Source organism: Actinokineospora fastidiosa, from assembly GCF_014648415.1.
Taxonomy (GTDB): domain Bacteria; phylum Actinomycetota; class Actinomycetes; order Mycobacteriales; family Pseudonocardiaceae; genus Actinokineospora; species Actinokineospora fastidiosa.
The window spans coordinates 1,829,489-1,854,166 of the sequence record NZ_BMRB01000001.1 but is presented as its reverse complement, the minus strand read 5'-3'; the positions used below and the strand labels follow the sequence as shown (position 1 = coordinate 1,854,166).

Genomic DNA, 24,678 nt, shown 5'->3' with positions numbered 1-24,678 from the left:
GGGACAGCCTAGCGAGTGTGAGCGGTGCGGGCAGGCGGGCTCGCGGGTTGGCGTTCGTGTCGCGTGCGCGGACGCATAGGGTGTGCGCGGGACACGACCAGCTTGGAGGGCCTTGTGACCAGCATCGTGATCATGGGTGGAGGACCGGCGGGCTACGAGGCCGCCCTGGTCGCCGCGCAGCACGGAGCCGAGGTCACCGTGGTCGAGCGCGACGGCCTCGGCGGCGCGTGCGTGCTCTACGACTGCGTCCCGTCGAAGACCTTCATCGCCTCCGCCGCGGCCCGCTCCGCCTTCCGCGACGCCGACGAACTGGGCATCGGCACCGACGACGTGGACTCGACCGTGCACCTGCCGGTCGTGCGGGGCCGGGTGCGCGGGCTGGCGCTGGCCCAGTCCGCCGACATCCGCAACCGCCTCCAGCGCGAGGGCATCCGGCTGCTGACCGGCACCGCCCGCTTCTGCGACGACCGGGCGGGCATGGCCTCGCACCGGGTCGCCGTGCAGACCCTCGGCGGCGAGACCGAGGTGCTCGACGCCGACGTCGTGCTGGTCGCGACCGGAGCGACGCCCCGGGTCATCCCGGGCGCGGAGCCCGACGGCAAGCGCGTGCTGGACTGGCGCCAGATCTACGACCTGGAGGAGCTGCCCGAGCACCTGGTGGTGGTCGGGTCGGGCGTGACCGGGGCGGAGTTCGCCTCGGCGTTCATCGAGATGGGCGTGAAGGTCACGGTCATCTCCAGCCGCGACCGGGTGCTGCCGCACGAGGACGCCGACGCCGCGGTCGTGCTGGAGGACGTCTTCGCCGAGCGCGGGACGACGCTGGTCAAGCACGCCAGGGCCGAGCGCATCGACCGCGACCGCGACGGCGTGGTCGTGCACCTCAAGGGCGGGGACACCGTGCGGGCCAGCCACGCGCTGATGACCGTCGGGTCGGTGCCGAACACGACCGACATCGGGCTGGAGCGGGTGGGCATCACGCCTGGCCCGGGCGGGTTCATCCCGGTGGACCGGGTGTCGAGGACGTCGGTGCCGGGCATCTACGCGGCCGGGGACTGCACGGGCGTGCTGATGCTGGCGTCGGTGGCGGCGATGCAGGGCCGCATCGCGATGTGGCACGCGCTGGGCGAGGGTGTGGCGCCGATCAAGCTGAAGACGGTCGCGGCGAACGTCTTCACCCACCCGGAGATCGCGACGGTGGGCATCAGCCAGCAGGCGATCGACTCCGGCGAGGTGCCCGCGCGCACGATCATGCTCCCGCTGGCGACGAACGCGCGGGCGAAGATGGAGGGCCTGCGCCGCGGCTTCGTCAAGCTGTTCTGCCGCCCGGCGACGGGCGTGGTGATCGGCGGGGTGATCGTGGCGCCGAGCGCGAGCGAGCTGATCCTGCCGATCGCGCTGGCGGTGCAGAACCAGCTGACGGTGGACGACCTGGCGCTGACGTTCTCCGTCTACCCGTCCCTGTCCGGCTCGATCACCGAAGCGGGCCGCAGGCTGATGCGCCACGACGACCTGGACTGAGTTCCCACTATCGAGCGGTTTTCCGTCTTACCGCCCGGGGTAGCGACATGCGATCCGTGATCGATATGTCGCGAGGATGGGTGAAGGCGCTCAACGCCCTTCCCCGCAACTGGCGATTGCCGGTACCCCTGATCCAACCGACCCGTGATGGAGGCGAACATGTCCCGTCGCACCGAATGCCCCGAATGCCTCGGCTCCGGCCTCGCCCCGAACCGCAAGGACTTCTGCCGCCGCTGCGGCGGCATCGGCCAGATCCCCCGCCTCCGCCACCCCGCCAGGGCCTGACCCACCCCCGAGCCCAGCCCATCCAGATGACGTCATCATCCGAAATCCAGATGATGCCATCATCTCAAAGGAGGCTTGATGATGTCATCATCTGGAAGCGATTCCCGATCCGGATGATGTCATCATCTGCAGGCTACGAACTCGCCCTCCCGGATGATCGGAACATCTGAACCCCGTTCCGATGATGACATCATCGGAAGTCGCGCTCCGCGATCAGCGTGCGGGATGCACTGGCGTCTCGGGGGCCAGGTCGGCCGGGGTCCGCGTCGACCAGGCGGGATCCGCGTCGACCGGCGTAGTCCAGGCCAGTCGTCGATAGCGCAGCGCTGGCTGCCCCGGTGTCCGCTTCGGCCTCCGATTTCGACACCTGGCGTCAGCCCGGCGGTGCCCCCACATCGGCCATACGTAACCCATATCAGTGCCCGGGCCGAGTGCGCGGGCGGCGGGGTGAGCGGTCGCCCCGCGCGTGGCGACGCCCCCACAGGGCGCGGCTGCGGGGGCGTCGCGGGCGAGGGTGGTCAGTCCTCGTCATCCACCCAGTCGAAGGTGCGGGTCACCGCCTTCTTCCACTTGCGGTACGTGCGCTCCCGCTGGTCCTCGGAGAGCGCCGGTGTCCACTCCTTGTCTTGGGCCCAGTTGGACCTGATGTCGTCCTCCGACTCCCAGAAGCCGACGGCAAGGCCCGCGGCGTAGGCGGCGCCCAGGGCGGTCGTCTCGGCCACCACCGGGCGGATGACCGGGACGCCGAGGATGTCGGCCTGGAACTGCATCAGGAGTTCGTTGGCGACCATGCCGCCGTCGACCTTCAGGGCGGTCAGGGGGACGCCCGAGTCGGCGTTCATGGCGTCGATGACCTCGCGGGTCTGGAACGCCGTGGCCTCCAGGACCGCGCGGGCCAGGTGGCCCTTGTTGACGAAGCGGGTCAGGCCGACGATCGCGCCGCGGGCGTCCGAGCGCCAGTAGGGGGCGAACAGGCCGGAGAAGGCGGGGACGAAGTAGCACCCGCCGTTGTCCTCGACCTGGCGCGCGTGCTCCTCGATCTCCGCGGCGTTGCTGATCATGCCCAGGTTGTCCCTGATCCACTGCACCAGCGAGCCGGTGACGGCGATCGAGCCCTCCAGCGCGTACACCGGGTCGTTCGAGCCGATCTTGTAGCAGACGGTGGTGAGCAGGCCGTTCTCGCTCATCACCTGCTCGGTCCCGGTGTTGAGCAGCACGAAGTTGCCGGTGCCGTAGGTGTTCTTCGCCTCGCCCGGGGACAGGCACGCCTGCCCGAACGTCGCCGCCTGCTGGTCGCCGAGGATGCCCGCGATGGGCACGCCCGCCAGCGCCCCGCGCTCGCGGACCTTCCCGTACACCTCCGACGACGACCGGATCTGCGGCAGCATCGACAGCGGGACACCCATCTCCGCGGCGATGTCGGCGTCCCAATCCAAAGTAGACAGGTCCATCAGCAGCGTGCGGGAGGCGTTCGTCGGGTCGGTGACGTGGACGCCGCCGTCCACCCCGCCCGTCATGTTCCACAGCACCCAGGTGTCCATGTTGCCGAACAGGAGGTCGCCCGCCTCGGCGCGCTCCCGGGCTCCGTCCACAGTGTCCAGGATCCAGCGGATCTTGGGGCCGGAGAAGTAGGTCGCCAGCGGCAGGCCCGTCTTCGACCGGTAGCGCTCCTGCCCGCCGCCCAGCTCTCCCAGGCTGTTCGCGATGCGGTCGGTGCGGGTGTCCTGCCAGACAATGGCGTTGTAGACCGGCTCGCCGGTGCGGCGGTCCCACACCACGGCCGTCTCGCGCTGGTTGGTGATGCCGACCGCGGCGATGTCGGTGATGTGCAGGTCCGCCTTGGCCAGCGCGCCCGCCGCGACCGCGCGGGTGTTCTCCCACACCTCCTTCGGGTCGTGCTCGACCCAACCGGCGCGCGGGAAGATCTGCTTGTGCTCACGCTGATCGATCGCGACCACCTGGCCGCCGTGGGAGAAGATCATGCACCGGGTGGACGTGGTGCCCTGATCGATCGCCGCCACGTACTTCGTCATGTGTTCGCCTCTCTTGGATCAGCCGGGCAGGACCTGCGACAGGAGACCGGCCAGGATGGCGCCGATCAGCGGGCCGACGACGGGCACCCAGGAGTAGCCCCACTCCGCGCTGCCCTTGCCCTTGATCGGCAGCACCGCGTAGGCGATGCGGGGGCCGAGGTCGCGGGCGGGGTTGATGGCGTAGCCGGTGGGCCCGCCGAGCGAGTTGCCGATGCCGACGACGACGAACATCACCGCGGCGTACCCGAGCGCGGAGTTGCCGAAGTTGGGCAGCCCTTCCTGGTCGGCGGTGACGGTGGGCGAGGTCAGGATCCACAGCACGAGGATGAAGGTGCCGATGACCTCGGTGAGCGTGTTCCACAGCTTGTTGGGCACCGTCGGCGCGGTGCAGAAGATGCCCCGCGTGTTCTGCGGCTCGTCGTGCGTGTCGAACTGGAGCTTGTAGGTGACCCACGCCAGCACGGCGCCGATGAACGCACCCGCGAACTGGCCGATGAAGTACGCGGGCACGAGCGACCATTCCAGGTCACCGGCCGCCAGCAGTCCGACCGTCACCGCCGGGTTGATGTGCGCCCCCGACGGCGCTGCGATGCTGGCGCCCACGAAGACCGCGAAGCCCCAGCCGAAGTTGATCAGCAGCCAGCCGCCGTTGAAGCCCAGCGACCGCCGCAGGACGGTGTTGGCGACGACACCGCAGCCGAGCAGGATCAGGGCCGCGGTGCCCAGTAGTTCCCAGAGCAGGATCTCGCCGAAGGTCAGGTCCACGCCGGTCTCCCCTCACCTGGTGGGCAAGCTCCCGCGCGGGCGAGGCGACGGTGCCTACCCAGAGTGATCTGGGACGCTACCTCCCCCTGGACGTGCTGTAAATCCCGCTTCCCCGAGCCGCGGCGGCACGGGATCGTTCCTCGATGTTCTCCCGGTCTTGGGCCGATGTGGGCATCCGGAGGTAGCGTGGACGGGTGACGACCGGAGGTGCGAACGTGGCCGGGGAACACTCCACAGCGGACCGGTTCGGCGGGGTGCTCGGGCCCGCGCAGCGGGAGCGGGCGTGGGCGGATCTGGGGTCCCAGCGGTTCGATGTGGTGGTGGTCGGCGGCGGGGTCGTCGGGACCGGCACGGCGTTGGACGCGGCGACGCGCGGGCTGCGGGTGGCGTTGGTGGAGGCGCGGGATCTCGCCTCGGGGACGTCAAGCCGGTCCAGCAAGCTTTTCCACGGCGGACTGCGCTATCTGGAGCAGTTGGAGTTCGGCCTCGTGCGGGAGGCGCTGCGGGAGCGGGAGCTGATGCTCACCCGGCTGGCGCCGCACCTGGTGAAGCCGGTCAGCTTCCTGTACCCGCTGACCAACCGCGTCTGGGAGCGCCCCTACACCGCCGCCGGGCTGTTCCTCTACGACACCATGGGCGGCGCGCGCAGCGTGCCCGGGCAGAAGCACCTGACGCGGGCGGGCGCGCTGCGGCTCGTGCCCGGACTCAAGCGCGACGCCCTCATCGGCGGCATCCGGTACTTCGACGCCCAGGCCGACGACGCGCGCCACACCATGACCGTCGCCCGCACGGCCGCGCACTACGGCGCCGTCGTGCGCACCTCGACGCAGGTCGTCGGGTTCCTCCGCGAGGCCGACCGGGTCAGCGGCGTGCGCGTGCGCGATGTCGAGGACGGCAGGGAGACCGACGTGCGCGCCGAGGCGGTGATCAACTGCACCGGCGTGTGGACCGACGAGCTGCAGCGGGTCTCCGGCAGCCGGGGCCGGTTCCGGGTGCGCGCGAGCAAGGGCGTGCACATCGTGGTGCCGCGCGACCGCATCATCTCCGAGTCGGGGCTGATCCTGCGCACGGAGAAGTCGGTGCTGTTCGTGATCCCGTGGCGCAACCACTGGATCGTCGGCACCACCGACACCGACTGGGAGCTCGACCTCGCCCACCCGGCCGCCACCCGGGGCGACATCGACTACATCCTCGACCACGTCAACACGGTCCTGGCCCGCCCGCTGACCCACGACGACATCGAGGGCGTCTACGCCGGGCTGCGGCCGCTGCTGGCGGGCGAGAGCGAGGAGACCTCCAAGCTCTCCCGCGAGCACGCCGTCGCCCGGGTCGCCCCGGGGCTGGTGGCCATCGCGGGCGGCAAGTACACGACGTACCGGGTGATGGCCGCCGACGCGGTGGACGCCGCCGCCGTCGACCTGCCCGGGCGGCTGCAGCCGAGCATCACCGACCAGGTCCCGCTGCTGGGCGCCGACGGCTACCACGCCCTGGTCAACCAGGCCGACCTGCTGGCCGCCCGGCACTCGCTGCACCCGTACCGCGTCCGCCACCTGCTGGACCGCTACGGCTCACTGCTGCACGAGGTCCTCGAACTGGCCGCCGACCGTCCCGACCTGCTCAAGCCGCTGGACGCCGCGCCGGACTACCTGCGCGTGGAGGCCGTCTACGCCGCCAGCCACGAGGGCGCCCTGCACCTGGAGGACGTCCTGGCCCGCCGCACCCGGGTGAGCATCGAGTACCCCCACCGCGGCGTCGACACGGCCCGCCAGGTGGCCGACCTCATGGGCGACGTCCTGGGCTGGGACGAGGCGACGCGCGTCCGGGAGGTCGAGATCTACCTGGCCAGGGTCGCCGCCGAACGCGCCTCCCAGACCCAATCCGACGACGAGGCCGCCGACGCCAGCCGCGTGGCCGCCCCGGAGGCCCGCCCAGCCCTGGCCGAACTGCCCTGACCGGACGGACGCCGTTCCGGTTACCCAGATCGGCGCCCCGCCGGGACCCCAGGTCGATCCGAGGTCCCGCGGGCCACCTCCGGTCCCTTCCCTAGACGACGACGCCCAACACGATGACGCCGAGGAGCGCCACCAGCACGGCCAGGATCTGATCGGCGCTCCATCCCGCCGTCGCCAACACCACGACGACGATCAGGACGGCGCGGAGCTTCCGCGTGCCGGGAAGATCGGGCACACTGACCCCGGAGCCCGGGTAGATGGTCATCCGACTGGCCTTCCGCCTTGTGGCCTCGCGACCGCCCGCCGCCGTGAACGGCGGGCCCTGCGCTGCGAAGCCTGGTTGCTGTTTCCTTCGTTGACTAGTTCAACCTGTGTCGTCTGACCTGCACAATGGGTCGAAACAACGACATACATGTCAAGACATCTCAAAACATCGAGGAGACCCGTGCCCGCTCTCACGAAGCCTGTCCGCGGGGACCGGCCAGCGGTGCGTCGTTTCGCCGAGGCGCTGCGGGACCTGCGCGAATCCGCCCCCGCCGGGCGGCCGTGGTCGGTTGATGAGGCCATCAGGTCCTGCGGGAAGGGGGTGACCAGGGCGGCGGTCTACGCGGCCCTGTCGGGGCGGGCGCTGCCGTCGCGGAACACGCTCCAGTTGATCGTCACGGCGTGGGCGCCGAACGGTGAGCGCGATCTGCCGCACTGGATGGCCCGGCGGGCCGCGTGCGAGCGGGAACTGGGGGGACACCGGCCCGAGCAGGCCCCGTCCGACCGGCCGGTCCTGGTGGACGGCTACGGACTCCGGCTGAAGCATCGGCGGCAGGAGCGCGGGATGAGCCTGACCGCCCTGGCGCGGGAGCTGAACTACAGCAAGGGCTACCTGTCGAAGATCGAGAACGGCATGCGGCCCGCCTCCCTCGAATTCCGGCGCGCCGTGCGGCGGCTTCTCGATCTGGCGGAGTGACGGGCAACCGGTGCCAGCGGCGCGGGCAACGGGAACGTCAGAGGCGTAGCCGTAGAACGATCTCGCCGTCCTCCACCTCGCCCGTCGGCTCGAAGCCGAGGCTGCGGTAGAACGGCCACGGCTCGCCATCGCCGGGGACGTAACTGGTGATCAGTTCGGCGACGCCCTCGGCGCGGAGGAGGGCGATGACCAGGGTGAGTGCGGCGCGGCCGTGGCCGTGGCCCTGGTGGTGTTCGTCGATCAGCAGCCGCCACAGGAAGTACGGGCCGGTGATGCCCGGGCCGGGTGGGGCGTTCCAGCTGAGCATCACGAAGCCGACCGGCTCGTCGTCTGAGTAGATCGCGCGGTACCAGGGGGCGCCCTCGGGGGTGCGCGCCGCCTCCTCCAGGGACGCCGCCACGGACGCGACGAAGCGTTCCTGGTCGGGCCGCACGCGCAGGGCTGTGACGGCGGCGGTGTTCTCGTCAGTGATCTCCCGCAGGCTGATCATCCGTTCCCCCATATCGCTTGTGCGACTCCACAGTCTGCGCGAGCCGCCGCAGCGCCAGCAGGGCCGTGTCCCCCAACAGTGTCCCGACGACGACGCTCTCCAGCATGCGGTCGACGTCCATCCCGGACACGTAGTCCAGGTCGGCGGCGGCCACCGCCTCGCAGGCGTGGCCGTACTCGATGAGGTTGGGCGTCAGGTCGTGGCCGAGGTCGCGGGCGGCGGCGATCACCGCGGCCAGGGTGCGCACGGACGGGTGCTGGCACGCGTCGGTCCAGCCGAGCCTGGCCAGCACGCCCTCGGCCTCGGCCTGGGCGTCCGGGTCGACCTCGTCGGGGGCGTTGATCAGGCTCTTGGAGACCTGGCCCATCAGGTGGTCGCGGTCCTCGTCCGGGGAGTCGACGGCGGCGATGATCTCGCCGACGGTGGCCAGGGACAGCCCGCCCAAGTCGACCATGGCCCGGATCAGGCGCAGCCGACGGACGTGGCCGTCGTCGTAGCGGGCCTGGTTGCGGCCCGTGCGCTCACCGGCCGGAAGGACGCCTTCCCGCAGGTAGAACTTGATGGTCGGCACCGGGACGCCGGTCGCCCTGCTCAGTTCGGCGATCCGCACCGCGTGTCCTCCTCCGGGCGAAGTCAGGGTTCCTCGGGGTTGCCCTCCCCGAGTGGATAGTGTAACTATCGAAAGTAGAAAGTTCCGCTATCCATTCACGGGGGCAACCACCATGCGCACCGCGTTAGCCACTTGGAACCGTCCGTTCATCATCTTCACCGTAGCCATGGCGGCCGTCGCCGCCGTCTCCGTGGGTGGCCTGATCCTCGACGACCGGGTGCTCGTCGGCGCGCCCATCTGGCTCAAGCCGCTGAAGTTCGCCCTGTCGTTCATGCTCTACGGCGTGGCGTGGGCCTGGCTGATCGCGCTGATGCCCAAGCGGTCGCGCACGCTGCAGGCGGCGTCGGCCGTCATCATCCTCACCTCCATCGTCGAGATGGCCATCCTGCTGACCCAGACCGTGCGCGGCCGGGAGAGCCACTTCAACAGCACCACCGAGACCGACGCGATGCTGTTCGAGCTCATGGGCATCACCATCGCCGTCTTCTGGGTCGCCACCCTGGTCGGCTCGGTCGTCATCGGCGCGCGCCGGATCGCGCCGAGGCCGGAGAACCTGGCCATCCGGCTCGGCCTGGGGATCTCGCTGGTCGGCATGCTGCTGGGCATCCCGATGACCACCCGCGACAGCATGCGCGAGGGCTTCTCCGGCACCCACTCCGTCGGCGTGGTCGAGGGCGGCCCGGGCATGCCGCTGACCGCGTGGAGCACCACCGGCGGCGACCTGCGCATCCCGCACTTCGTCGGCCTGCACGCCCTGCAGGTCCTGCCGCTGATCGCGCTCGCGCTCACCGTGCTCGCCGCCCGCTACGCCGTCCTGCGCGCCGAGGAGGTCCGCTACCGGATGGTGTGGACCGCGGGCGTCGTCTACGCGGGCCTGATCGCCCTGGTCACCTGGCAGGCGTTCCGCGGCCAGCCGCTGCTGCGGCCCGACTGGCTGACCCTGGCGGCCCTCGCGGTGCTCATCGGCGCGGGCGCGGCGGGCGTCTCCTGGGCCAAGGCGGGGCGGAAGGAACTGGTGACCGCGTGACGTCGTTCCTGTTCGACCTCTCCTTCTACGTCGCCGTCCCGTTCTGGGCCATGATGATCTTCGCCCCGCGCTGGTCGCTGACCGAGCGGGTCATCGCGAGCCCGGCGATCGTGCTGCCCGGCGTGGCGATCTGGATCGCGCTGGCGGCGCCGATCTTCCCGGAGCTGTGGTCGGCGGTGTCCAGCCCGTCGCTGGACGGGCTGCGCGAGCTGCTGGCCGACGACCGGGCGATCACGCTGCTGTGGGCGCAGGTCCTGGCCTGGGACCTGTTCGTCGGCCGCTGGGTCTACCTGGAGTCGCGCAGGCTGGACATGCACCCGCTGCTGATGGGTCCGCTGCTCGTCGCGCTGATCCTGCTCTCCCCGCTGGTGCTGCCGGTCTTCCTGCTCTTGCGCGCACGCGCACGCGAGAGGGCGCCCGCGTAGGCTCCCGGCCGTGACCGACAGCGTTATTGACCCTGAGACCGACCCCTTGGGCGTCGCCGCGCAGGCGGCGCGGGCACTGGCCGAGCGGACCGGGATCGAGCGCCACGACCTGGCGCTCGTCCTGGGCTCGGGCTGGCGACCGGCGGCCGACGTGCTCGGCGAGCCGGTCGCCGAGGTGCCGCTGGCCGAGCTGCCCGGCTTCCTGGCCCCGACCGTCACCGGGCACGGCGGGACCGTGCGCTCGGTCGACGTCGACGGCCGCAAGGTGCTGATCACGCTCGGCCGCACGCACCTGTACGAGGGCGTCCCCATGAGCCGCGTCGTGCACGGCGTGCGGACCGTCGCGGCGGCGGGCGTCAAGACGGTCATCCTGACCAACGCCGCGGGCTGCCTGATGCCGGACGCCCGGATCGGCCAGCCCGTGCTGATCAGCGACCACATCAACATGACCGCCCGCTCCCCGCTGGTCGGCGCGGAGTTCGTCGACCTGACCGACCTCTACTCCCCCCGCCTGCGCGCGCTGGCCAAGGAGATCGACCCGAGCCTGGTCGAGGGCGTCTACGTCGGCCTGCCCGGCCCGCACTTCGAGACCCCGGCCGAGATCCGGATGCTCCGCGGCTGGGGCGCGGACCTGGTCGGCATGTCGACAGTGCTGGAGGCCATCGCCGCCCGCGCGCTGGGCGTGGAGGTCTTCGGCCTGTCGATGGTGACGAACCTGGCGGCGGGCATGACCGGCGAGCCGCTGGACCACCTGGAGGTGCTGGAGGCGGGCCGCAAGTCGGCCACCGCGCTCGGCGGGTTCCTCCGCGACCTGATCGCCCGCGCATGAGGCTGACGCCGGATCTGCGCGACCGCGCCTTCCGCTGGATCGCCGACGACCCGTCCGATGCCGACCGCGCCGAGCTGCAGGCCGTCCTGGCAGCGGCCATGGGCGGGGACGCCGCCGCCGTCGCCGACCTCGCCGACCGGATGGCGGGGCCGCTGACCTTCGGCACCGCGGGCCTGCGCGGCCCGGTGCGCGCGGGCCCGAACGGGATGAACCGCGCGGTGGTCATCCGCACCACGGCGGGCCTGGCCGACTGGCTGACCCGGCAGGGCCGGACCGGGACCGTGGTCGTCGGCCGCGACGCCCGGCACGGCTCGGCCGCGTTCGCCGTCGACGTGGCCGACGTGCTGGCCGCGGCCGGGTTCGCCGTGCGGGTGCTGCCCGGGCCGCTGCCGACCCCGGTGCTGGCCTTCGCGGTCCGGCGGCTCGGCGCGGTCGCGGGCGTGCAGATCACGGCGTCGCACAACCCGCCCCAGGACAACGGCTACAAGCTCTACCTCGGCGACGGCACCCAGATCGTGCCGCCCGCCGACCGCGAGATCGAGGCGGCCATCGCCGCCGCGCCCGCCGCCGTGTCGGTGCCCCGGGTCAGTCGCTCGTCCTCTGTGGACATGTTGGACGAGTACCTGGACCGCGTCGTCACGCTGCCCCGGGGCAGCGCCCGCGCGCTGCGGGTCGTCGCGACGGCCCTGCACGGCGTCGGCGCGGGCCCGCTGTCGCTGGCCCTGCACCGCGCGGGCTTCACCGACGTGACGATGGTGGCCGAGCAGACCGAGCCCGACCCGGACTTCCCCACCGTCGGCTTCCCGAACCCCGAGGAGCCGGGCGCGACCGACCTGCTGCTGGCCCGCGCCGCCGAGGTCGACGCCGACCTCGCGATCGCGCTCGACCCCGACGCCGACCGCTGCGCGCTGGGCGTGCCCACCCCGGACGGCTGGCGCATGCTCTCCGGCGACGAGACCGGCGCCCTGCTCGGCGCGCACCTCATCGCCGACGCCCCGCCGGACGCCCTGGTGGCCAACACGATCGTGTCGTCGTCGCTGCTGGAGTCCATCGCCCGCGCGCGGGGCGTCCGCTACGACGCCACCCTCACCGGCTTCAAGTGGCTGGTCCGCGCGGGCGACGGCCGGGGCACCGGCCTGGTCTACGCCTACGAGGAGGCCCTGGGCCACTGCTGCGACCCGGACTTCGTGCGCGACAAGGACGGCATCTCGGCCGCGGTCCTGGCCTGCGACCTCGCGGCCACGCTCAAGGCGTCCGGCCGCACGCTCCTGGACGCGCTGGACGACCTCGCCCGCGAGCACGGCCTGCACCTGACCCGCCAGGTGTCGGTCAGGGTGACCGACCTGGACCGGATCGGCTCGCTCATGGCCGCGCTGCGGTCGAACCCGCCGACGGAGCTGGCCGGGGTGCCCGTGACCGTCGAGGACCTGCTGCCCGACGCCGACGTGCTGCGCCTGCGCGGCGACGGCCTGCGGGTGATCGTGCGGCCGTCGGGCACCGAGCCGAAGGTGAAGGCGTACCTGGAGGTCGTCGCCCCGGTGGCGGAGCGGGACGCGGCCACCGCCCGGCTCGGCGCGCTCGCCGACGAGGTGGCCGCGCTGCTCAGCTGAGCGCCGCCGCCGCGAGCCCGGTCCCGCGCACCCGCGCCTCGATCTTGGCGAAGGCGACCTCGCGCGGGGTGGAGGTGTCGTCGGCGAACGGCGCGAAGCCGCAGTCGTCGCAGGTGCCGAGCTGGTCGACCGGGATGTGGCGGGCGGCGGCCAGCACGCGGTCGCGCACCTCCTCTGCCGTCTCGACGACCGGGTTGATCGGGTCGGTCACGCCGACGAACACCCGCACGTCCGGCCGCAGGTGCTCGGCGATGACGCGCAGCACCCGCTCGGGGTCGGGCTCGCCCGCGAGCTGGACGTAGAAGTTGCCCACGTTCAGCTCGAACAGGGTGGGCAGGAGGTCGGCGTAGTCCACGTCGAGGCTGTGGGTGGAGTCCTGGTCGCCGCCCGGGCAGGTGTGCACGCCGAGCCGGGCCCGGTCCGCCCGGCCGAACCGGCCCAGCACCTCGTTGTTGACGGCGACGAGGTCCTTGAGCAGCCCGCCGGAGGGGTCCAGCTTGAGCGAGAGGCGGCCCTCGGTGAAGTCGAGCTGCACCGCGTGCGCGCCCGCGTCCAGGCAGCCGCGGATGTCGGCCTCGGCCTCGTCGGCGAGGTCGCGCAGGAACTCCTCGCGGGTGTAGGCCGGGATCGGCTCGGCCGGGTAGAGCAGGCTCAGCGCGGACGGCGCGATGACGGCCTGCTTGACCGGACGGTCGGTGTGCCGCTGGGCCGCGCGCAGGTAGTCGGCCGCGTGGGCCTGGTAGCGGAACGGCCCCATGGTCAGGCGCGGGAGCTGCCGGGTGTGCCCGTCGGCGAAGGGGATCACCGCGCCGTGCGGGTCCAGCCCGGCGAGCCCCGCGAGCGGGTAGGTGAGGAAGCTGGGCTTGCTCTGCTCCCCGTCGACCAGGACCGGGCAGCCCAGCTCCGCCAGCCGCGCCATGGTGTCGGCGATCGCGGCCTGCTGGAACCGCGCGAGTTCCTGGTCGTCGAGCCGCCCGTTCGCGTGTGCCGAAAGCGCCTGCTGCAAGGCTGGCGGACGCGGGATGCTGCCGATCGGCTCGGTCGGGATGATCATGAGCCGGACAGTAGGACACCGGGCGCGCGCCCAGCAGGGACGCGACGGGAACATCGCCCGAACGCGCGTGGATTCAGCCCGAACGGGCGTGGACCGTTCCTCAGCGGAATGCGGCGAGCGAACGTGCCACCCAGTCGGAGTACGGCCGGGGCGCACGACCGAGCACCCGCTCGACGTCAGGGCTGACGCGCTGCTCGCGGTCGGTGGGCGAGCCGAGGATGTCGAGCGTGCTCTCGACGACGGGCGCGGGCATGAACCGCGTCATGCGGGCGCGGGCCTCGTCGCGGGAGAGCTCGGTGAGGCGGACCGGCTCGCCGAGGGCGTCGGCGAGCGCGGCGACCTGCCCGCGCGGCGAGATCGGGGCCGGGCCGGTCAGTTCGTAGGTGGCGCCCGCGTGGCCGGGCTCGCGCAGGACGACGGCCGCGACCTCGGCGATGTCGTCGGGATCGATCACCGGGAGGGCGACGTCGACGAAGGGCGCGGACACCTCGCGGGCGACGCGGACGCCGTCGGCCCAGGCGTAGGTGTTGGAGGCGAAGTTGCCCGGGCGCAGGAGGGTCCATTCCAGACCGGAGCCGGTCACGGCGGCCTCCAGGTTCGCCGGGTGCCTGCCGGTGCCGACGCCCTGGGAGGACAGCAGGACCAGCCGCCGCACACCGCTGGCGCGGGCGACGTCGACGACGGCGTCGAGGTCCCCGTCGGGGAGGAACGCGGCGGGGGTCATGAGGAAGACGGCGTCGGCGCCGTCGAAGGCGGGCTTGAGGGTCTCCGGCCTGGTGAGGTCGGCCCCGGACGCGCGGGACGCGCCCGTGACCTGCTCCCCCGCCTGGGTCAGCGCCCGCACCAGCGTCCGCCCGACATTGCCCGTCGCCCCGGTCACCACGATCATGTTTCGCTCTCCGTTCACTCGTTGAGGACGGGAGCGACGCTACTGTCGTGGGGATAGTAGGTACCTAGAGGAAAGTAAGGGCGACGTGATCGAGGACACCGACCCGGAGCTGGCCTGCCCCATCGCCCCGGTGATCGACGTGGTGTTCAGCCGCTGGACCACACCGATCCTGTGGTGCCTCCACGAGTACGGCAGGCAGCGCTTCGGCGAGCTGGAGCGGCGGATCACCACGATCACCCCGAAGGTGCTGACCCAGCGCCTACGACAGCTCGAACGGGACGGGCTGGTGGTGCGCACGTACCACGCGGAGGTCCCACCCCGGGTCGAGTACGAGATCAGCGACCTGGGCAGAAGCCTCTCCCCGCTGTTCGCCTCACTGGCGGAGTGGTCGGTGAACCTGGTGGAGGTGGAAGGGGCCAGAGCGGAGTACGACGCCCGCACCCGCCCAGGGGACCGTAGGGCTCCCCGCTGACGGACTCGGCTGGGCCTGTTACCTCACGCGAGCGAGCAGGTCACGAAACGCGGAGACCGTGATGGGCAGCTCCACGCCTGGACGTTTGCTGTCCCGCAGGGCCGCCAAGTCCTGCCGAACCTCGACACAGTTGCTACCGGCAGCGGACCGAGACGACTTGCGCCATTCCATGATTCACAACCTCCTGGCCAGGACCTGGGCGCGGTTGGAACGTGGTGGGCAGGAGCGGGGAACCGCCCGCCGTAGCAGGCGAGGCGATTCCCGGGCTGACTCCTGCTGGGTGTAGCCGGTTACGTCAGGCGGGCGAGCAGATCACGCAGTGCGGAGATCGGGATGGGCAGCTCCACGCCTGGGCGCTTGCTGTCCCGCAAGGCCGCCAAGTCCTGCCGAACCTCAACACAGTTGCTCTCGACCCCCGACCGAGACGACTTGCGCCAGTCCATGATCACAACCTCCTCGCCAGGCCCTCGATCATACTGCTGCTTTCCGCACTCGGAAGGGCCGCTCGGAACAACTCCCGACGGGCGCTCTCGTACACCTCCACGGCGGGCGTGTGGAGGTACACAGCACTCCTCATGAGCTCCACGTGCAGGATCGGTTGGTCGCGGGGGAACTCCAGGAGCATCCAGGAGTGCATCAGCGCCGCCAACGGAACGCACGCCCGCACGACTCGAACACCCCAGCCGCGCTCGGGGGCGCGGTGTAGGTGCAGAAGCTGTTCCTTTAGGGCATCGACACCCCCGAATGGCGTCCGCAGCGCCATCTCGTGGATAAAGGCGGTGTACTCGACCCTCGGCAGCACAGCCTGACGGCGCTTTCGTGCCTCCCACAGATCGTCGGTCGCGGGCGGTTCGAGCCCATTGGCTTGGAAGTACCCGATCGCGTACGCGCGAGTCTGCAGCAGTCCTGGGATCAGCGTGATCGACCAGTCGGTGAGGGCGCGGGCAATGGATTCGTGACTCGCGAGGGTTCCCACGTTGATCGGCACCCCGGGCAACGGGTGCTCCCACCACCCCGCCTGGTCCGACGCCTTCGCCGCCTCGATCAGCGCCGCTCGATGGATAGCAGGCGCTCCATAGAGCCCACACAACAACGCCACGTCCTCACTCGTCACGTGGCGCTTGCCGTTCTCCGTCCGACTGAGCGTCGGAACCGAAATCTGGGCTATCTCGGCCGCCTGTTCCAGATTCAGGCCCGCCTGCTGCCGGAGTGCCCGCAACTGCGCACCCAAGGTGCGGTCGCGGGCTTGCGGGGGCTTCCGCTTCCCGGACATTCCACTCCTTTTCTGCACTGCCAAGCAAAAGTCGACAATCGGCCACCGACTTATGTTGGTGCATATGGATTCCACTCAGGACATCGACTACTGGCTCGACCGGCTCCGGGAGCGCCGGTGGCTGCTCCACTTCCACGAGCGGCGGTCGGAGATCGGCGCCGTGCTCACGTGGCCGGGCGTCTGGGACGTCCTGGTCCTCGTGGCCGAGCAGCATTCCCTCGCCTACCGCACCCCGCGCGCACCTGATCTCGACCCCTTCGACCCCGAGTACATCGTCGACTGCTACGCCGGGCCCGCCGTCTGGACGATCCGCTGGATCATGACCCTGCCTCCGCCCGGCCCGGTGTTCCCGCCGCTGCGGCCGGTTCCCGCCGACTTCTCGATTCCCCGGAACCTACGCCGTCCGACGATCATCCGGCCGATCCGGCACCGGACGCCACCCGAAGGGGATGATTTTCCGCACGAGCAAAGGGAATTGCGCCTAAGCTAGCCCTCATGCCGACGCTCTTGATAGTGCACCACACGCCTTCGCCCGCTATGCAGGCGTTGTTTGAGGCAGTCGTGTCCGGTGCCACCGACCCGGAGTTGGAAGGCGTCACCGTCGTGCGCAAGGCCGCTTTGTCAGCGACCGCCGTCGACGTGCTCGCCGCCGACGGGGTCGTGCTGGGCACGCCCGCCAACATCGGCTACATGAGCGGCGCTCTCAAACACTTCTTCGACACCGTCTACTACCCGACGCTGGACGAGAAGCGCGGGATGCCGTTCGGCTGCTACGTGCACGGCAACGAGGGCGTCGAGGGCGCGGTCGCCAGCATCGACAGGGTGACCACGGGACTGGGCTGGAAGCGCGTCTTCGAGCCCGTCACCGTGCTCGGCACGCCCGGCAAACCCGACCTCGAACGCTGCTGGGAGCTGGGCGCGACGGTGGCCGCCGGGCTCGGCTGACCCCGGTCACGGTCCGAACGGGACAGGACACGCAGCGAACCGGGAGAAACGGACAGCCGCCCGCGAGCGATGTGGGCAGCGACGCCCGCGTTCCCCGTCGAGAGGTAGTCCGATGCCCAAGCGTGCCCGGCTGGCCGCCGCGCTCACCCTGGTCACGGCCGCCGCCGTGGTCATCGCGCCGTCCGCGGCGGCGGAGAACCCCATCACGTTCGCTCCCCGGGTCGACTACCCGACCGGCAACCACCCCGAGTCCGTGTTCTCCGCCGACGTCAACGGCGACGGCAGACCCGACATCATCACCGCCGACCGCTACCAGCACGCGCTGAGCGTCCTGCTGGGCACGGGCGCGGGCGCGTTCGGGTCAGCCAGCTCGGTCTACCCGGGGCCGGAGCCGACCGGCCTGGCCGCGGCCGACCTCAACGGCGACGGCCGGACCGACCTGGCCGTGTCCACGACCGGCGAGGTGTCGGTCCTGCTCGGCAACGGCGACGGCACGTTCGCCCAGCGCGTGGGCCACGCCGTCTCCGGCGGCGCCGAGGGCGTGGCGGCGGGCGACCTGAACGGCGACGACCGGGCCGACGTCGTCGTCTCCCGGCCTGAGGGCATCACCGTCCTGCTGGGCAACGGCGACGGCACGCTGGCGGCCGGGACCGACATCGCGGGCGGCGGCTACTCGCGCGGCGTCGTGCTGGCCGACCTCGACGGCGACGGCGCCGCCGACATCGCCACCGCAGGCTTCTTCGCGGGCACCGTGTCGGTCTACAAGGGGGCCGGTGACGGCACGTTCGCCGCCCCGCTGGCCTTCCCGGCGGGCACCAACCCCATCGACGTCGCCGCGGGCGACTTCGACCGCGACGGCGTCATCGACCTGGCGACCGCCGACCACGGCAGCGGCACCGTCACGGTCCTGTCCGGGCCGTCCTACGCCTCGCCCGTCGCCATCCCGGTCGGCCCGAACCCCTACGGCGTCGCGGTGGCCGACCTCGACGGCGACGGCGACGCCGACCTCGCCGCCACCGTCGCGGGCGCGGACTCGGTGGCCGTCCTGGGCAACGGCGACGGCACCTTCACCCCCGCCACGACGCTGGGCGTCAACACCTGGCCGACCGAGATCCACGCCGCCGACCTCGACGTGGACGGCCGCACCGACCTGGTCACCACCAACCGCCACGCCGACGGCGTCTCGGTCCTGCTCAACCGCACGGTCCCGCCCGTGCCGCCGACGGCCGACGTGTCGGTGAAGCTGACCGCGCGCCCGTACATCGGGCTGTTCGTCTCGCAGATCAACTACACGCTGACCATCCGCAACTCCGGCCCCGACGCCCTGGAGTCCGGCTCGGTGACGGTCGCCATCCCGCGCTACGCCCGCATCACCCCCGGCACCGGCTGCTCGCTCGCCGAGGGCGTCCTCACCTGCTCGACCGGCCCCCTCGCCGTCGACGGCTCGGTGATCCGCAAGTTCGCCCACCCGGTCAACCCGCTGGCCGTCGGCACCCTCACCCTCACCGCCGAGCGCACCGCCAGCACCCCGGCCGACTCCAACCCGGCCAACGACAAGTCCCGCTCGGAGTGCGCGATCTTCGGCATCGTCCTGGTCGCCTGCCGCTGACACCGGTCGGCCGAGGGGCTGGCTTCCCCTCGGCCGACCGTCAGGACGGTTGATCCGCTTGCGTGCGCCCAGGCGGACCGCCTGCACCTGAGTGGTCAGGTGCAGGCGGCCGCGATCTCGGCAGTGTCCCAGTAGAACGGGCGGAGCTCGGTGATCAGGCCGTCCTCGACGTCCACCGTCTGCAGGATGGGGAAGTCGAGGTCGCGGCCCGTCGCGCGGGCGCGGGCGTGGATCCGGAAGCGCACGACCAGCGGGCTGGTCCGCGACAGATACGTCCGGTCCGCCAGGTCGAAGCGCTCCCAGACCGCGCTCATCGTGGTGAAGAAGCGCGCGAGGCCGTCGTGGCCGCGCCAGATGCCGCCGTAGGGCAGGCCGTCGGCCTGGTGCAGGGTCACGTCCGGGGCGAAGAACGGGGCCAGCGGCGCGAACGACGCCGAGCCGGGGCCGCCCGCGGCGAGGTAGTCGGCCTCGGCGGCGTACATGCCTTCCAGCACGTCGGTGGGGGTGATCGTCATGCGCCCCACTCTCGGGGCGCGTGGCGGGCGCCGCCGGCGGGAATGGGCCCGCTAATTGTCGATGGTCGCCATCCCGCCGGGCGCGTAGCGGTCGCCCGCCACGGCGTCCGCCGGGACGGCCGCCTCGATGGCGGCGATGTCGGACTCGGAGAGCCGGATCCCCGCCGCGGCGGCGTTCTCCTCCAGGTACTTGATCCGCTTGGTGCCCGGGATCGGCACGACGTCCCCGCCCCGGCTGTGCACCCAGGCCAGGGCGAGCTGGCCCGGCGTGACGTCCCGCTCGGCTGCCAGCTTGCGCAGGGCGTCCACAATGGCCAGGTTCCGCTCGAAGTTGCCGTCCTGGAAGCGCGGCTGGCCGACCGCGCGGAAGTCGCCCTCGGGCAGGTCCGAGCGCTGGGCGAACCGTCCGGTGAGGAAGCCGCGGCCCAGCGGCGAGTAGGCCACGATCCCGACGCCCAGCTCGCGGGCCGTCGGCAGGATCTCGGCCTCGATGTCGCGCGTCCACAGCGACCACTCGGTCTGCAGCGCCGCGATCGGGTGCACGGCGGCCGCCCTGCGCAGGGTCGCCGCGCTCGCCTCGGACAGGCCCAGGTGCCGGACCTTGCCCGCGGCCACCAGCTCGGCCATCGCGCCGACGGTCTCCTCGATCGGGACGGTCGGGTCCACGCGGTGCAGGTAGTACAGGTCGATGTGGTCGACGCCCAGCCGCTCCAGCGAAGCGTCGCAGGCCTGGCGGACGTAGGCGGCGTCGCCGCGGATGCCGCGCGCGGTCTCGTCGGCCGGGTCCCGCACGACGCCGAACTTCGTGGCCAGCAGGACGCGGTCGCGCCGGTCGGCGATGGCGCGGCCGACCAACCGCTCGTTGGTGTGCGGGCCGTACATGTCGGAGGTGTCGAGGTGGGTGACGCCCAGGTCCAGCGCGCGGTGGATGACCGCGATCGACTCGGCGTCGTCGCCGGGGCCGTAGAAGTCGCTCATCCCCATGCAGCCCAGGCCCTGGGCCGACGAGGTCAGCCCGCCGAGTGCGCGAGTGTCCATGGTGTGGTTTCCCCTGTCTCGGGCGGGCAGGCGCCCGCCACGACGCGTTCGTAGTTGTCGATCTTGTAGTCGAGGACGTCGACGCACGACCGCAGCTCGTCGATGCGGGCGAGGACGTCGGCGCGGTGGTCCTCGAGGATGCGCTTGCGCTCACCCGCGGTGCCCTCGCCGAGGCGGCGCAGCCGGGCGTACTCGCGCATGAGCTTGATGGGCATGCCGGTGGTCCGCAGCTTGGTCAGGAAGACCAGCCAGCCCAGGTCGTCGTCGGTGTAGACCCGTCGCCCCCCGGAGTCGCGCGCGGGCGGGTCGATCAGATCGATGCGTTCGTAGTACCGGAGGGTGTCGATCGACAGCCCGCTGCGGTGGGCTGCCTCGGCGATCGAGTAGGTCACGGCGTCGACGGTAGGTGCTGGAGCGCACTCCAGGTCAAGCCGCTCGTGCGCCGTTCATCCGCCGGGGGCGGGCGTTCGGCGCGAAAGATATTCGCCGGTGTTGCCCATCACACAAGCGCCAAGTGATAGTGAATGAATGCCCCGGAAACAATTTCGCAAAGCGCTCGCCGTCGCTTTCCTGGCAATGGCCGCGCTCGCCTATCCCGCCCAGGCAGCCGCTAAGAGCTGCGCAAACGGCTATGTCGCGCTCACTTTCGACGACGGCCCTAATCCGGCCACGACCCTGCGCCTGCTGGCCGCGCTGGAGGACGCCGACGCGCGCGCGACCTTTTTCACCGTCGGCCGGAATATCGACGCGAACCCGCACCTGCAGCGGGTCACCCAGGGCGCGGGAATGTGGATCGCCAACCACACCTACACGCATCCGAACCTGACGGAGCTGTCCCGGCAGGAGGTGTTCTCCGAGCTGGTGAAGACCCAGGTGGCCACCGTCCGGGTGAACCGGACCTGGCCGACGCTGTTCCGCCCGCCCTACGGCGCGACGAACGCCGAGATCAAGGCCATGGCGAAGCGGCTGGGGATGACCGAGGTGCTGTGGACGGTCGACTCCCGCGACTGGGCGGGCGTGCCGAGCGAGGAAATCCGCTCGCGCGCGGCCGCGTTGCAACCGGGCGGGATCATCCTGCTGCACGACGGCATCCAGAACACGATCGACGCGGTGCCGCTGATCGTGTCCGACCTGGCCGAGCGCGGCCTGTGCGCCGGTCGGGTCGGCGTGCGCGACGGGCAGCCGGTGGCGGTGGCGCCATGAGGCAGCGGATCTGGGCGGCGGTGGCCGCCGCGGCGACGGCGGCGGCGCTGGTCGTGGCCGCGCCGAGCGCGCAGGCCGCGTCGCTGGTCGAGGTCACCGACTTCGGCGCGAACCCCAGCAACCTGCGGATGCACCTGTACGTGCCGGACACGGTGCGGGAGCGGCCCGCGGTGCTGGTGGCCTCGCACTACTGCACGGGCACGGGTCCGGCGTTCTACTCCGGGACCGAGTTCGCGCGGCTGGCCGACCAGCACGGGTTCATCGTCATCTACCCGTCGGCCAACCGCAGCGGCAACTGCTTCGACGTCTCGTCGCAGGCGACATTGCGGCACAACGGCGGCAGTGACTCGCTCGGGATCGTGTCGATGGTGCGCCACGTGATCGCCCGGCACGGGGCCGACCCGGCCCGCGTGTACGCGACGGGGGTGTCGTCCGGGGCGATGATGACCAACGTGCTGCTGGGGGCGTACCCGGACGTGTTCGCGGGCGGCGTCGCGTTCGCCGGGGTGCCGTTCGCGTGCTTCGCGACCACGGACGGGTCGTCGTGGAACAGCCAGTGCGCGCAGGGCCAGGTCATCCGGACCGCGCAGCAGTGGGGCGACCTGGTGCGCGGCGCGTACCCGGGGTACACCGGGGCGCGGCCGAGGATGCAGCTGTGGCACGGCACCCAGGACGACACGCTGCGGTACCCGAACCTGGGCGAGGAGATCAAGCAGTGGACCGACGTCCACGGCCTCTCCCAGACGCCGACGTCGACGGACTACCCGGCCGCGAACTGGACCCGGACGCGGTACTCCGACAAGGTCGAGGCGATCAGCATGCAGGGCACCGGGCACAACCTGCTGACGAACGGGATGGCGTCGCGGGCGCTGGAGTTCCTCGGGCTGACCACGGGCCAGCCGCCGGTGACGACCACGCCGCCGCCCGCGTCGGGGTGCACGGTGACGTACACGATGAACACGTGGAACACCGGGTTCACCGCGTCGGTGACGGTGTCGAGCACGTCGGCGGTGAACGGGTGGACGCTGGCGTTCACGCTGCCGTCCGGGCAGACGGTGACGAGCGGCTGGAACGCGACCATCACGCCTGCCAGCGGCGCGGTGCAGGCCAGGAACGTGCAGTGGAACGGCGCGATCCCGGCGGGCGGCTCGGCGTCGTTCGGGTTCCAGGCGACGCACAACGGCAACACCGCGCGGCCCGCGTCGTTCAGCCTGAACGGGACGCCGTGCAGCTAGCCCTTGGGCAGCGCCCAGGCCTGCAGGTGCTCGGCCAGCTTGCGCACCTCGACGGCGCCGCGCCCGACCTCGCGCACGAGGTCGAGCGCGGCGTCGGTGTCCGCGTCGATCCAGTAGCCGTTGAGGTCGCACATCGTGACGGCGGCGACCCAGCCGAGCCGCCAGTTCCCCTGCGCCAGCGGCCGCGTCCGCACGACCGAGTCGAGCAGCGCCGCCGCCTTGAGCCAGAGCGAGTCGTAGGCCTCCACCCCGAGCACCGTCGCCCGCGGCCGGTGCGCGGCGGCGTCGAGCAACCCGAGATCCCGCACGACGAGGTCGCCCCCGGTCACCGCGGCGGCCAACACCAGAAGGTCGCCCGCGTCCAGATACGCCGTCAAACCGTGCCGATCCGGTCGAGGAGGGCGCGGTACCGCGGGAGCACCCGGCCCAGGACCTCGCCGAGCTGCTCCTCCTTGTGCATCCGCGCCCACCGGTCGTTGAGCGCGAGCCTGAGCACCTCCTGCTTGGACCGCCCCTCAGCGGCGGCGAGCTCATCGAGGCGCGCGTTCTCCTCATCGGTCAGCCGCAGGGTCATGGCCATGGAGGGATGGTACCAGTTTGGTACCAGTCAGCCCTGGATCTGCCGAGCGAAGTGCTCGGCCACCTTGAGCGCGCCCGCGCAGAGGTCGTCGGCGGCGCCGTCCATGACCCCGTAGCTCACGCTGAAGCCCTGTTCGGGGGCGGTGCGGACGTAGACATCGCACATCCGGTCCCGGCCTTCAGCGATGTGCCTGGCGGAGAAGCCCGCGATGTCGGTGGTGACGGCGTTGGGCTCCTGAACCTCCATGTGCGGGTCGTGGTCGGCGATGAGCCGGAGTCCCAGCGTGCGCCTGGTCATCGCGTCGTCCCACAAGCAGACGGAATCCTGGCGCTGGCCCGCGACGGCGATGTCGACCTCGCTCAGCAGGTCCTTGCTGACAAGGTCGCACTCCTTGCCCGCCATCGACGCGACCTCGACGGGACTGGCCGTGCTCGGCGGCGGGGCGGCGGCCTGCTGCTCGGACGAGCAACCCGCGACGACGGTCATGGCCGCGACAGCGAGAAGGATTCGTGACACCCTTGGTGTTATACCGGCCTGGGGCGGGGGTCACCGCGTTCGCGAAGCGCGCACCGGCCCCAACGCGGTCCTCCGCTCCGTGAAACAACCGGATCGGGTGCAGTCAGGCACCCCCGAGACATGCAGCCGGACCCGCGGTGGTCGTCGTCTCGGTGGCAGGCGTCGTGCCGGCAGGGGGCGCCGTGGTCGGCGACCCGGAGCAGGCCGTCACCCCTTGATCTTCTCGGCCACCTGTTCCGCCGCCCTGACCGCGCCCGCGCACAGGTCGTCAACGGTGCCGTCCATGATTCCGTAGGCCGCGGCGAAGCCCTGTTCGGGGGCGGTGCGGACGTAGATGTCGCAGAGGTTGTCCCGGCCTTCGGGCACGTGCTTGGCCGGGAAGCCGCCGACGGCGGAGTCGACGGGATTGGGGGCGCCGCGCACCTCCAGAAGCGGGTCATGGTCGCCGATCAGCCGCACCATCAGCCGCCGCTTGGTCTCCGGGTCGTCCCACATGCAGACGGCCACACCCTTGGACGCGCCACTGACGTTGATATCGAGTTCGGCGAGCAGGTCCGGGCCGATCAGTTCGCACCCCTTGCCCGCGAACGACACGATCTCGACCGGTGCTGCACTCGTCGGCGCCGTGGTGGTCGTGGTGGTCATAGCGGTGGACTGCGGCGCCTCCCTGGTCGGCTCGACTTCGGGCGACGCCGAGCAGCCTGCGGTGACGGCCAGGGCAGCCAGGGCGAGAACGATGAGGCGCACGCCGCACTCTAGCGCTGACCGAGGCGAACGCCCGCGCCAAGAGCCTCGAGCCGGTTCTTGCGGGGATCACCGACCATCAACGGACTAACCGCCAGGG

At 71.5% G+C, this 24,678-nt stretch carries 31 protein-coding genes; 14 read left to right on the top strand and 17 right to left on the bottom strand.

Annotated features, from left to right (window positions below):
* Positions 1 to 114 precede the first annotated feature (114 nt).
* Positions 115 to 1,518 carry an NAD(P)H-quinone dehydrogenase gene (locus IEY98_RS08930; protein WP_189209730.1) on the top strand — a complete coding sequence of 468 codons (1,404 nt, stop codon included), beginning with the start codon at positions 115 to 117 and terminating at the stop codon, positions 1,516 to 1,518.
* A 159-nt stretch (positions 1,519 to 1,677) separates the two neighbouring features.
* On the top strand, positions 1,678 to 1,803 hold the full coding sequence (locus IEY98_RS33060) for a hypothetical protein (RefSeq protein ID WP_258904903.1): 126 nt from the start codon (positions 1,678 to 1,680) through the stop codon (positions 1,801 to 1,803).
* Between the two features lie 518 nt (positions 1,804 to 2,321).
* Here IEY98_RS33060 and glpK read toward each other — a convergent pair.
* On the bottom strand, positions 2,322 to 3,836 hold the full coding sequence (gene glpK, locus IEY98_RS08925) for a glycerol kinase GlpK (protein WP_189209729.1): 1,515 nt from the start codon (positions 3,834 to 3,836) through the stop codon (positions 2,322 to 2,324).
* Positions 3,837 to 3,854: 18 nt separating this feature from the next.
* Positions 3,855 to 4,595, bottom strand: coding sequence for an MIP/aquaporin family protein (locus IEY98_RS08920; RefSeq protein ID WP_189210156.1), 741 nt, complete (start codon positions 4,593 to 4,595; stop codon positions 3,855 to 3,857).
* A 221-nt stretch (positions 4,596 to 4,816) separates the two neighbouring features.
* Between IEY98_RS08920 and IEY98_RS08915 the strand changes: the two genes are divergently transcribed.
* Positions 4,817 to 6,553, top strand: coding sequence for a glycerol-3-phosphate dehydrogenase/oxidase (locus IEY98_RS08915; RefSeq protein WP_189209728.1), 1,737 nt, complete (start codon positions 4,817 to 4,819; stop codon positions 6,551 to 6,553).
* Positions 6,554 to 6,644: 91 nt separating this feature from the next.
* On the opposite strand, the gene IEY98_RS08910 is transcribed toward IEY98_RS08915, so the two are convergent.
* A complete protein-coding gene (locus IEY98_RS08910; RefSeq protein ID WP_189209727.1) occupies positions 6,645 to 6,818 on the bottom strand; it encodes a hypothetical protein in 174 nt (57 codons plus the stop codon).
* Between the two features lie 180 nt (positions 6,819 to 6,998).
* Between IEY98_RS08910 and IEY98_RS32465 the strand changes: the two genes are divergently transcribed.
* On the top strand, positions 6,999 to 7,514 hold the full coding sequence (locus tag IEY98_RS32465; RefSeq protein ID WP_229786692.1) for a helix-turn-helix domain-containing protein: 516 nt from the start codon (positions 6,999 to 7,001) through the stop codon (positions 7,512 to 7,514).
* A gap of 37 nt (positions 7,515 to 7,551) precedes the next feature.
* Here IEY98_RS32465 and IEY98_RS08900 read toward each other — a convergent pair whose 3' ends face one another.
* A complete protein-coding gene (locus IEY98_RS08900; RefSeq protein WP_189209726.1) occupies positions 7,552 to 8,004 on the bottom strand; it encodes a GNAT family N-acetyltransferase in 453 nt (150 codons plus the stop codon).
* Positions 7,979 to 8,614, bottom strand: a complete 636-nt coding sequence (locus IEY98_RS08895; protein WP_189209725.1) for a MerR family transcriptional regulator — start codon at positions 8,612 to 8,614, stop codon at positions 7,979 to 7,981. The genes IEY98_RS08900 and IEY98_RS08895 overlap by 26 nt, the downstream gene beginning before the upstream one ends.
* A 112-nt stretch (positions 8,615 to 8,726) precedes the next feature.
* Between IEY98_RS08895 and IEY98_RS08890 the strand changes: the two genes are divergently transcribed.
* Genes IEY98_RS08890 through IEY98_RS08875 form a run of 4 tightly spaced genes read left to right on the top strand, consistent with a single transcriptional unit; the run spans position 8,727 to position 12,505 of the window.
* Complete coding sequence (locus tag IEY98_RS08890) at positions 8,727 to 9,641, top strand: hypothetical protein (RefSeq protein WP_189209724.1); 915 nt, start codon at positions 8,727 to 8,729, stop codon at positions 9,639 to 9,641.
* Positions 9,638 to 10,066, top strand: a complete 429-nt coding sequence (locus IEY98_RS08885) for an ABA4-like family protein (RefSeq protein WP_189209723.1) — start codon at positions 9,638 to 9,640, stop codon at positions 10,064 to 10,066. Before IEY98_RS08890 ends, IEY98_RS08885 begins: the two co-directional genes overlap by 4 nt.
* Before the next feature lie 10 nt (positions 10,067 to 10,076).
* Positions 10,077 to 10,895, top strand: coding sequence for a purine-nucleoside phosphorylase (locus IEY98_RS08880; protein ID WP_229786691.1), 819 nt, complete (start codon positions 10,077 to 10,079; stop codon positions 10,893 to 10,895).
* Positions 10,892 to 12,505: a phospho-sugar mutase gene (locus IEY98_RS08875; RefSeq protein WP_189209722.1), complete on the top strand. Its 1,614-nt coding sequence runs from the start codon at positions 10,892 to 10,894 to the stop codon at positions 12,503 to 12,505. The genes IEY98_RS08880 and IEY98_RS08875 overlap by 4 nt, the downstream gene beginning before the upstream one ends.
* On the opposite strand, the gene IEY98_RS08870 is transcribed toward IEY98_RS08875, so the two are convergent.
* Both IEY98_RS08870 and IEY98_RS08865 read right to left on the bottom strand, forming a co-directional pair.
* A complete protein-coding gene (locus tag IEY98_RS08870; RefSeq protein ID WP_189209721.1) occupies positions 12,498 to 13,559 on the bottom strand; it encodes a cobalamin-independent methionine synthase II family protein in 1,062 nt (353 codons plus the stop codon). The genes IEY98_RS08875 and IEY98_RS08870 overlap by 8 nt on opposite strands.
* Positions 13,560 to 13,659: 100 nt before the next feature.
* Positions 13,660 to 14,448 carry an NAD(P)H-binding protein gene (locus tag IEY98_RS08865; RefSeq protein WP_189209720.1) on the bottom strand — a complete coding sequence of 263 codons (789 nt, stop codon included), beginning with the start codon at positions 14,446 to 14,448 and terminating at the stop codon, positions 13,660 to 13,662.
* Between the two features lie 85 nt (positions 14,449 to 14,533).
* On the opposite strand from IEY98_RS08865, the gene IEY98_RS08860 reads away from it, so the two are divergent.
* Positions 14,534 to 14,920, top strand: coding sequence for a winged helix-turn-helix transcriptional regulator (locus IEY98_RS08860; protein WP_373292344.1), 387 nt, complete (start codon positions 14,534 to 14,536; stop codon positions 14,918 to 14,920).
* 18 nt (positions 14,921 to 14,938) lie between these two features.
* On the opposite strand, the gene IEY98_RS08855 is transcribed toward IEY98_RS08860, so the two are convergent.
* The 3 genes from IEY98_RS08855 to IEY98_RS08845 form a co-directional block, all read right to left on the bottom strand.
* Positions 14,939 to 15,091, bottom strand: a complete 153-nt coding sequence (locus IEY98_RS08855; protein ID WP_189209719.1) for a DUF397 domain-containing protein — start codon at positions 15,089 to 15,091, stop codon at positions 14,939 to 14,941.
* A gap of 119 nt (positions 15,092 to 15,210) precedes the next feature.
* Positions 15,211 to 15,363 (bottom strand): DUF397 domain-containing protein, encoded by a 153-nt coding sequence (locus IEY98_RS08850; protein ID WP_189209718.1) that lies wholly within the window; start codon positions 15,361 to 15,363, stop codon positions 15,211 to 15,213.
* Positions 15,364 to 15,365: 2 nt separating this feature from the next.
* Entirely contained in the window at positions 15,366 to 16,193 is an 828-nt protein-coding gene (locus IEY98_RS08845; protein WP_189209717.1) for a helix-turn-helix domain-containing protein, read from the bottom strand.
* 64 nt (positions 16,194 to 16,257) lie between these two features.
* Between IEY98_RS08845 and IEY98_RS08840 the strand changes: the two genes are divergently transcribed.
* From IEY98_RS08840 to IEY98_RS08830, 3 genes are all read left to right on the top strand, one after another.
* Positions 16,258 to 16,683 carry a hypothetical protein gene (locus tag IEY98_RS08840; protein WP_189209716.1) on the top strand — a complete coding sequence of 142 codons (426 nt, stop codon included), beginning with the start codon at positions 16,258 to 16,260 and terminating at the stop codon, positions 16,681 to 16,683.
* Between the two features lie 5 nt (positions 16,684 to 16,688).
* Positions 16,689 to 17,138 (top strand): flavodoxin family protein, encoded by a 450-nt coding sequence (locus IEY98_RS08835; RefSeq protein WP_189209715.1) that lies wholly within the window; start codon positions 16,689 to 16,691, stop codon positions 17,136 to 17,138.
* A 112-nt stretch (positions 17,139 to 17,250) separates the two neighbouring features.
* Positions 17,251 to 18,747, top strand: a complete 1,497-nt coding sequence (locus IEY98_RS08830; protein WP_189209714.1) for an FG-GAP-like repeat-containing protein — start codon at positions 17,251 to 17,253, stop codon at positions 18,745 to 18,747.
* A gap of 95 nt (positions 18,748 to 18,842) precedes the next feature.
* Here IEY98_RS08830 and IEY98_RS08825 read toward each other — a convergent pair whose 3' ends face one another.
* Genes IEY98_RS08825 through IEY98_RS08815 form a run of 3 tightly spaced genes read right to left on the bottom strand, consistent with a single transcriptional unit; the run spans position 18,843 to position 20,692 of the window.
* Positions 18,843 to 19,262: a nuclear transport factor 2 family protein gene (locus tag IEY98_RS08825; protein WP_229786690.1), complete on the bottom strand. Its 420-nt coding sequence runs from the start codon at positions 19,260 to 19,262 to the stop codon at positions 18,843 to 18,845.
* A 51-nt stretch (positions 19,263 to 19,313) separates the two neighbouring features.
* Positions 19,314 to 20,300 (bottom strand): aldo/keto reductase, encoded by a 987-nt coding sequence (locus tag IEY98_RS08820; protein ID WP_189209713.1) that lies wholly within the window; start codon positions 20,298 to 20,300, stop codon positions 19,314 to 19,316.
* Entirely contained in the window at positions 20,273 to 20,692 is a 420-nt protein-coding gene (locus IEY98_RS08815) for a MerR family transcriptional regulator (protein ID WP_189209712.1), read from the bottom strand. Before IEY98_RS08815 ends, IEY98_RS08820 begins: the two co-directional genes overlap by 28 nt.
* Positions 20,693 to 20,828: 136 nt before the next feature.
* On the opposite strand from IEY98_RS08815, the gene IEY98_RS08810 reads away from it, so the two are divergent.
* Both IEY98_RS08810 and IEY98_RS08805 read left to right on the top strand, forming a co-directional pair.
* The gene (locus tag IEY98_RS08810) at positions 20,829 to 21,503 is read left to right on the top strand and encodes a polysaccharide deacetylase family protein (protein WP_189209711.1); all 675 of its coding nucleotides are present in this window, start codon (positions 20,829 to 20,831) and stop codon (positions 21,501 to 21,503) included.
* Positions 21,500 to 22,738, top strand: coding sequence for an extracellular catalytic domain type 1 short-chain-length polyhydroxyalkanoate depolymerase (locus IEY98_RS08805; RefSeq protein WP_189209710.1), 1,239 nt, complete (start codon positions 21,500 to 21,502; stop codon positions 22,736 to 22,738). The genes IEY98_RS08810 and IEY98_RS08805 overlap by 4 nt, the downstream gene beginning before the upstream one ends.
* Here the strand turns inward: IEY98_RS08805 and IEY98_RS08800 are convergent.
* From IEY98_RS08800 to IEY98_RS08785, 4 genes are all read right to left on the bottom strand, one after another.
* Positions 22,735 to 23,115 (bottom strand): type II toxin-antitoxin system death-on-curing family toxin, encoded by a 381-nt coding sequence (locus IEY98_RS08800; protein WP_189209709.1) that lies wholly within the window; start codon positions 23,113 to 23,115, stop codon positions 22,735 to 22,737. The genes IEY98_RS08805 and IEY98_RS08800 overlap by 4 nt on opposite strands.
* Complete coding sequence (locus IEY98_RS08795; RefSeq protein WP_189209708.1) at positions 23,112 to 23,318, bottom strand: ribbon-helix-helix protein, CopG family; 207 nt, start codon at positions 23,316 to 23,318, stop codon at positions 23,112 to 23,114. The genes IEY98_RS08800 and IEY98_RS08795 overlap by 4 nt, the downstream gene beginning before the upstream one ends.
* A 27-nt stretch (positions 23,319 to 23,345) precedes the next feature.
* Complete coding sequence (locus tag IEY98_RS08790) at positions 23,346 to 23,834, bottom strand: DUF3558 family protein (protein ID WP_189209707.1); 489 nt, start codon at positions 23,832 to 23,834, stop codon at positions 23,346 to 23,348.
* 207 nt (positions 23,835 to 24,041) lie between these two features.
* On the bottom strand, positions 24,042 to 24,581 hold the full coding sequence (locus tag IEY98_RS08785) for a DUF3558 family protein (protein WP_189209706.1): 540 nt from the start codon (positions 24,579 to 24,581) through the stop codon (positions 24,042 to 24,044).
* Positions 24,582 to 24,678 lie beyond the last annotated feature (97 nt).

Bases quoted from the DNA above. Each gene is read 5' to 3' on its own strand.
- IEY98_RS33060 (WP_258904903.1), top strand. From the start codon at position 1,678: ATGTCCCGTCGCACCGAATGCCCCGAATGCCTCGGCTCCGGCCTCGCC.
- glpK (WP_189209729.1), bottom strand. From the start codon at position 3,836: ATGACGAAGTACGTGGCGGCGATCGATCAGGGCACCACGTCCACCCGG.
- IEY98_RS08910 (WP_189209727.1), bottom strand. From the start codon at position 6,818: ATGACCATCTACCCGGGCTCCGGGGTCAGTGTGCCCGATCTTCCCGGC.
- IEY98_RS08900 (WP_189209726.1), bottom strand. From the start codon at position 8,004: ATGATCAGCCTGCGGGAGATCACTGACGAGAACACCGCCGCCGTCACA.
- IEY98_RS08890 (WP_189209724.1), top strand. From the start codon at position 8,727: ATGCGCACCGCGTTAGCCACTTGGAACCGTCCGTTCATCATCTTCACC.
- IEY98_RS08875 (WP_189209722.1), top strand. From the start codon at position 10,892: ATGAGGCTGACGCCGGATCTGCGCGACCGCGCCTTCCGCTGGATCGCC.
- IEY98_RS08870 (WP_189209721.1), bottom strand. From the start codon at position 13,559: ATGATCATCCCGACCGAGCCGATCGGCAGCATCCCGCGTCCGCCAGCC.
- IEY98_RS08865 (WP_189209720.1), bottom strand. From the start codon at position 14,448: ATGATCGTGGTGACCGGGGCGACGGGCAATGTCGGGCGGACGCTGGTG.
- IEY98_RS08855 (WP_189209719.1), bottom strand. From the start codon at position 15,091: ATGGAATGGCGCAAGTCGTCTCGGTCCGCTGCCGGTAGCAACTGTGTC.
- IEY98_RS08850 (WP_189209718.1), bottom strand. From the start codon at position 15,363: ATGGACTGGCGCAAGTCGTCTCGGTCGGGGGTCGAGAGCAACTGTGTT.
- IEY98_RS08845 (WP_189209717.1), bottom strand. From the start codon at position 16,193: ATGTCCGGGAAGCGGAAGCCCCCGCAAGCCCGCGACCGCACCTTGGGT.
- IEY98_RS08840 (WP_189209716.1), top strand. From the start codon at position 16,258: ATGGATTCCACTCAGGACATCGACTACTGGCTCGACCGGCTCCGGGAG.
- IEY98_RS08835 (WP_189209715.1), top strand. From the start codon at position 16,689: ATGCCGACGCTCTTGATAGTGCACCACACGCCTTCGCCCGCTATGCAG.
- IEY98_RS08830 (WP_189209714.1), top strand. From the start codon at position 17,251: ATGCCCAAGCGTGCCCGGCTGGCCGCCGCGCTCACCCTGGTCACGGCC.
- IEY98_RS08825 (WP_229786690.1), bottom strand. From the start codon at position 19,262: ATGACGATCACCCCCACCGACGTGCTGGAAGGCATGTACGCCGCCGAG.
- IEY98_RS08820 (WP_189209713.1), bottom strand. From the start codon at position 20,300: ATGGACACTCGCGCACTCGGCGGGCTGACCTCGTCGGCCCAGGGCCTG.
- IEY98_RS08810 (WP_189209711.1), top strand. From the start codon at position 20,829: ATGCCCCGGAAACAATTTCGCAAAGCGCTCGCCGTCGCTTTCCTGGCA.
- IEY98_RS08805 (WP_189209710.1), top strand. From the start codon at position 21,500: ATGAGGCAGCGGATCTGGGCGGCGGTGGCCGCCGCGGCGACGGCGGCG.
- IEY98_RS08795 (WP_189209708.1), bottom strand. From the start codon at position 23,318: ATGGCCATGACCCTGCGGCTGACCGATGAGGAGAACGCGCGCCTCGAT.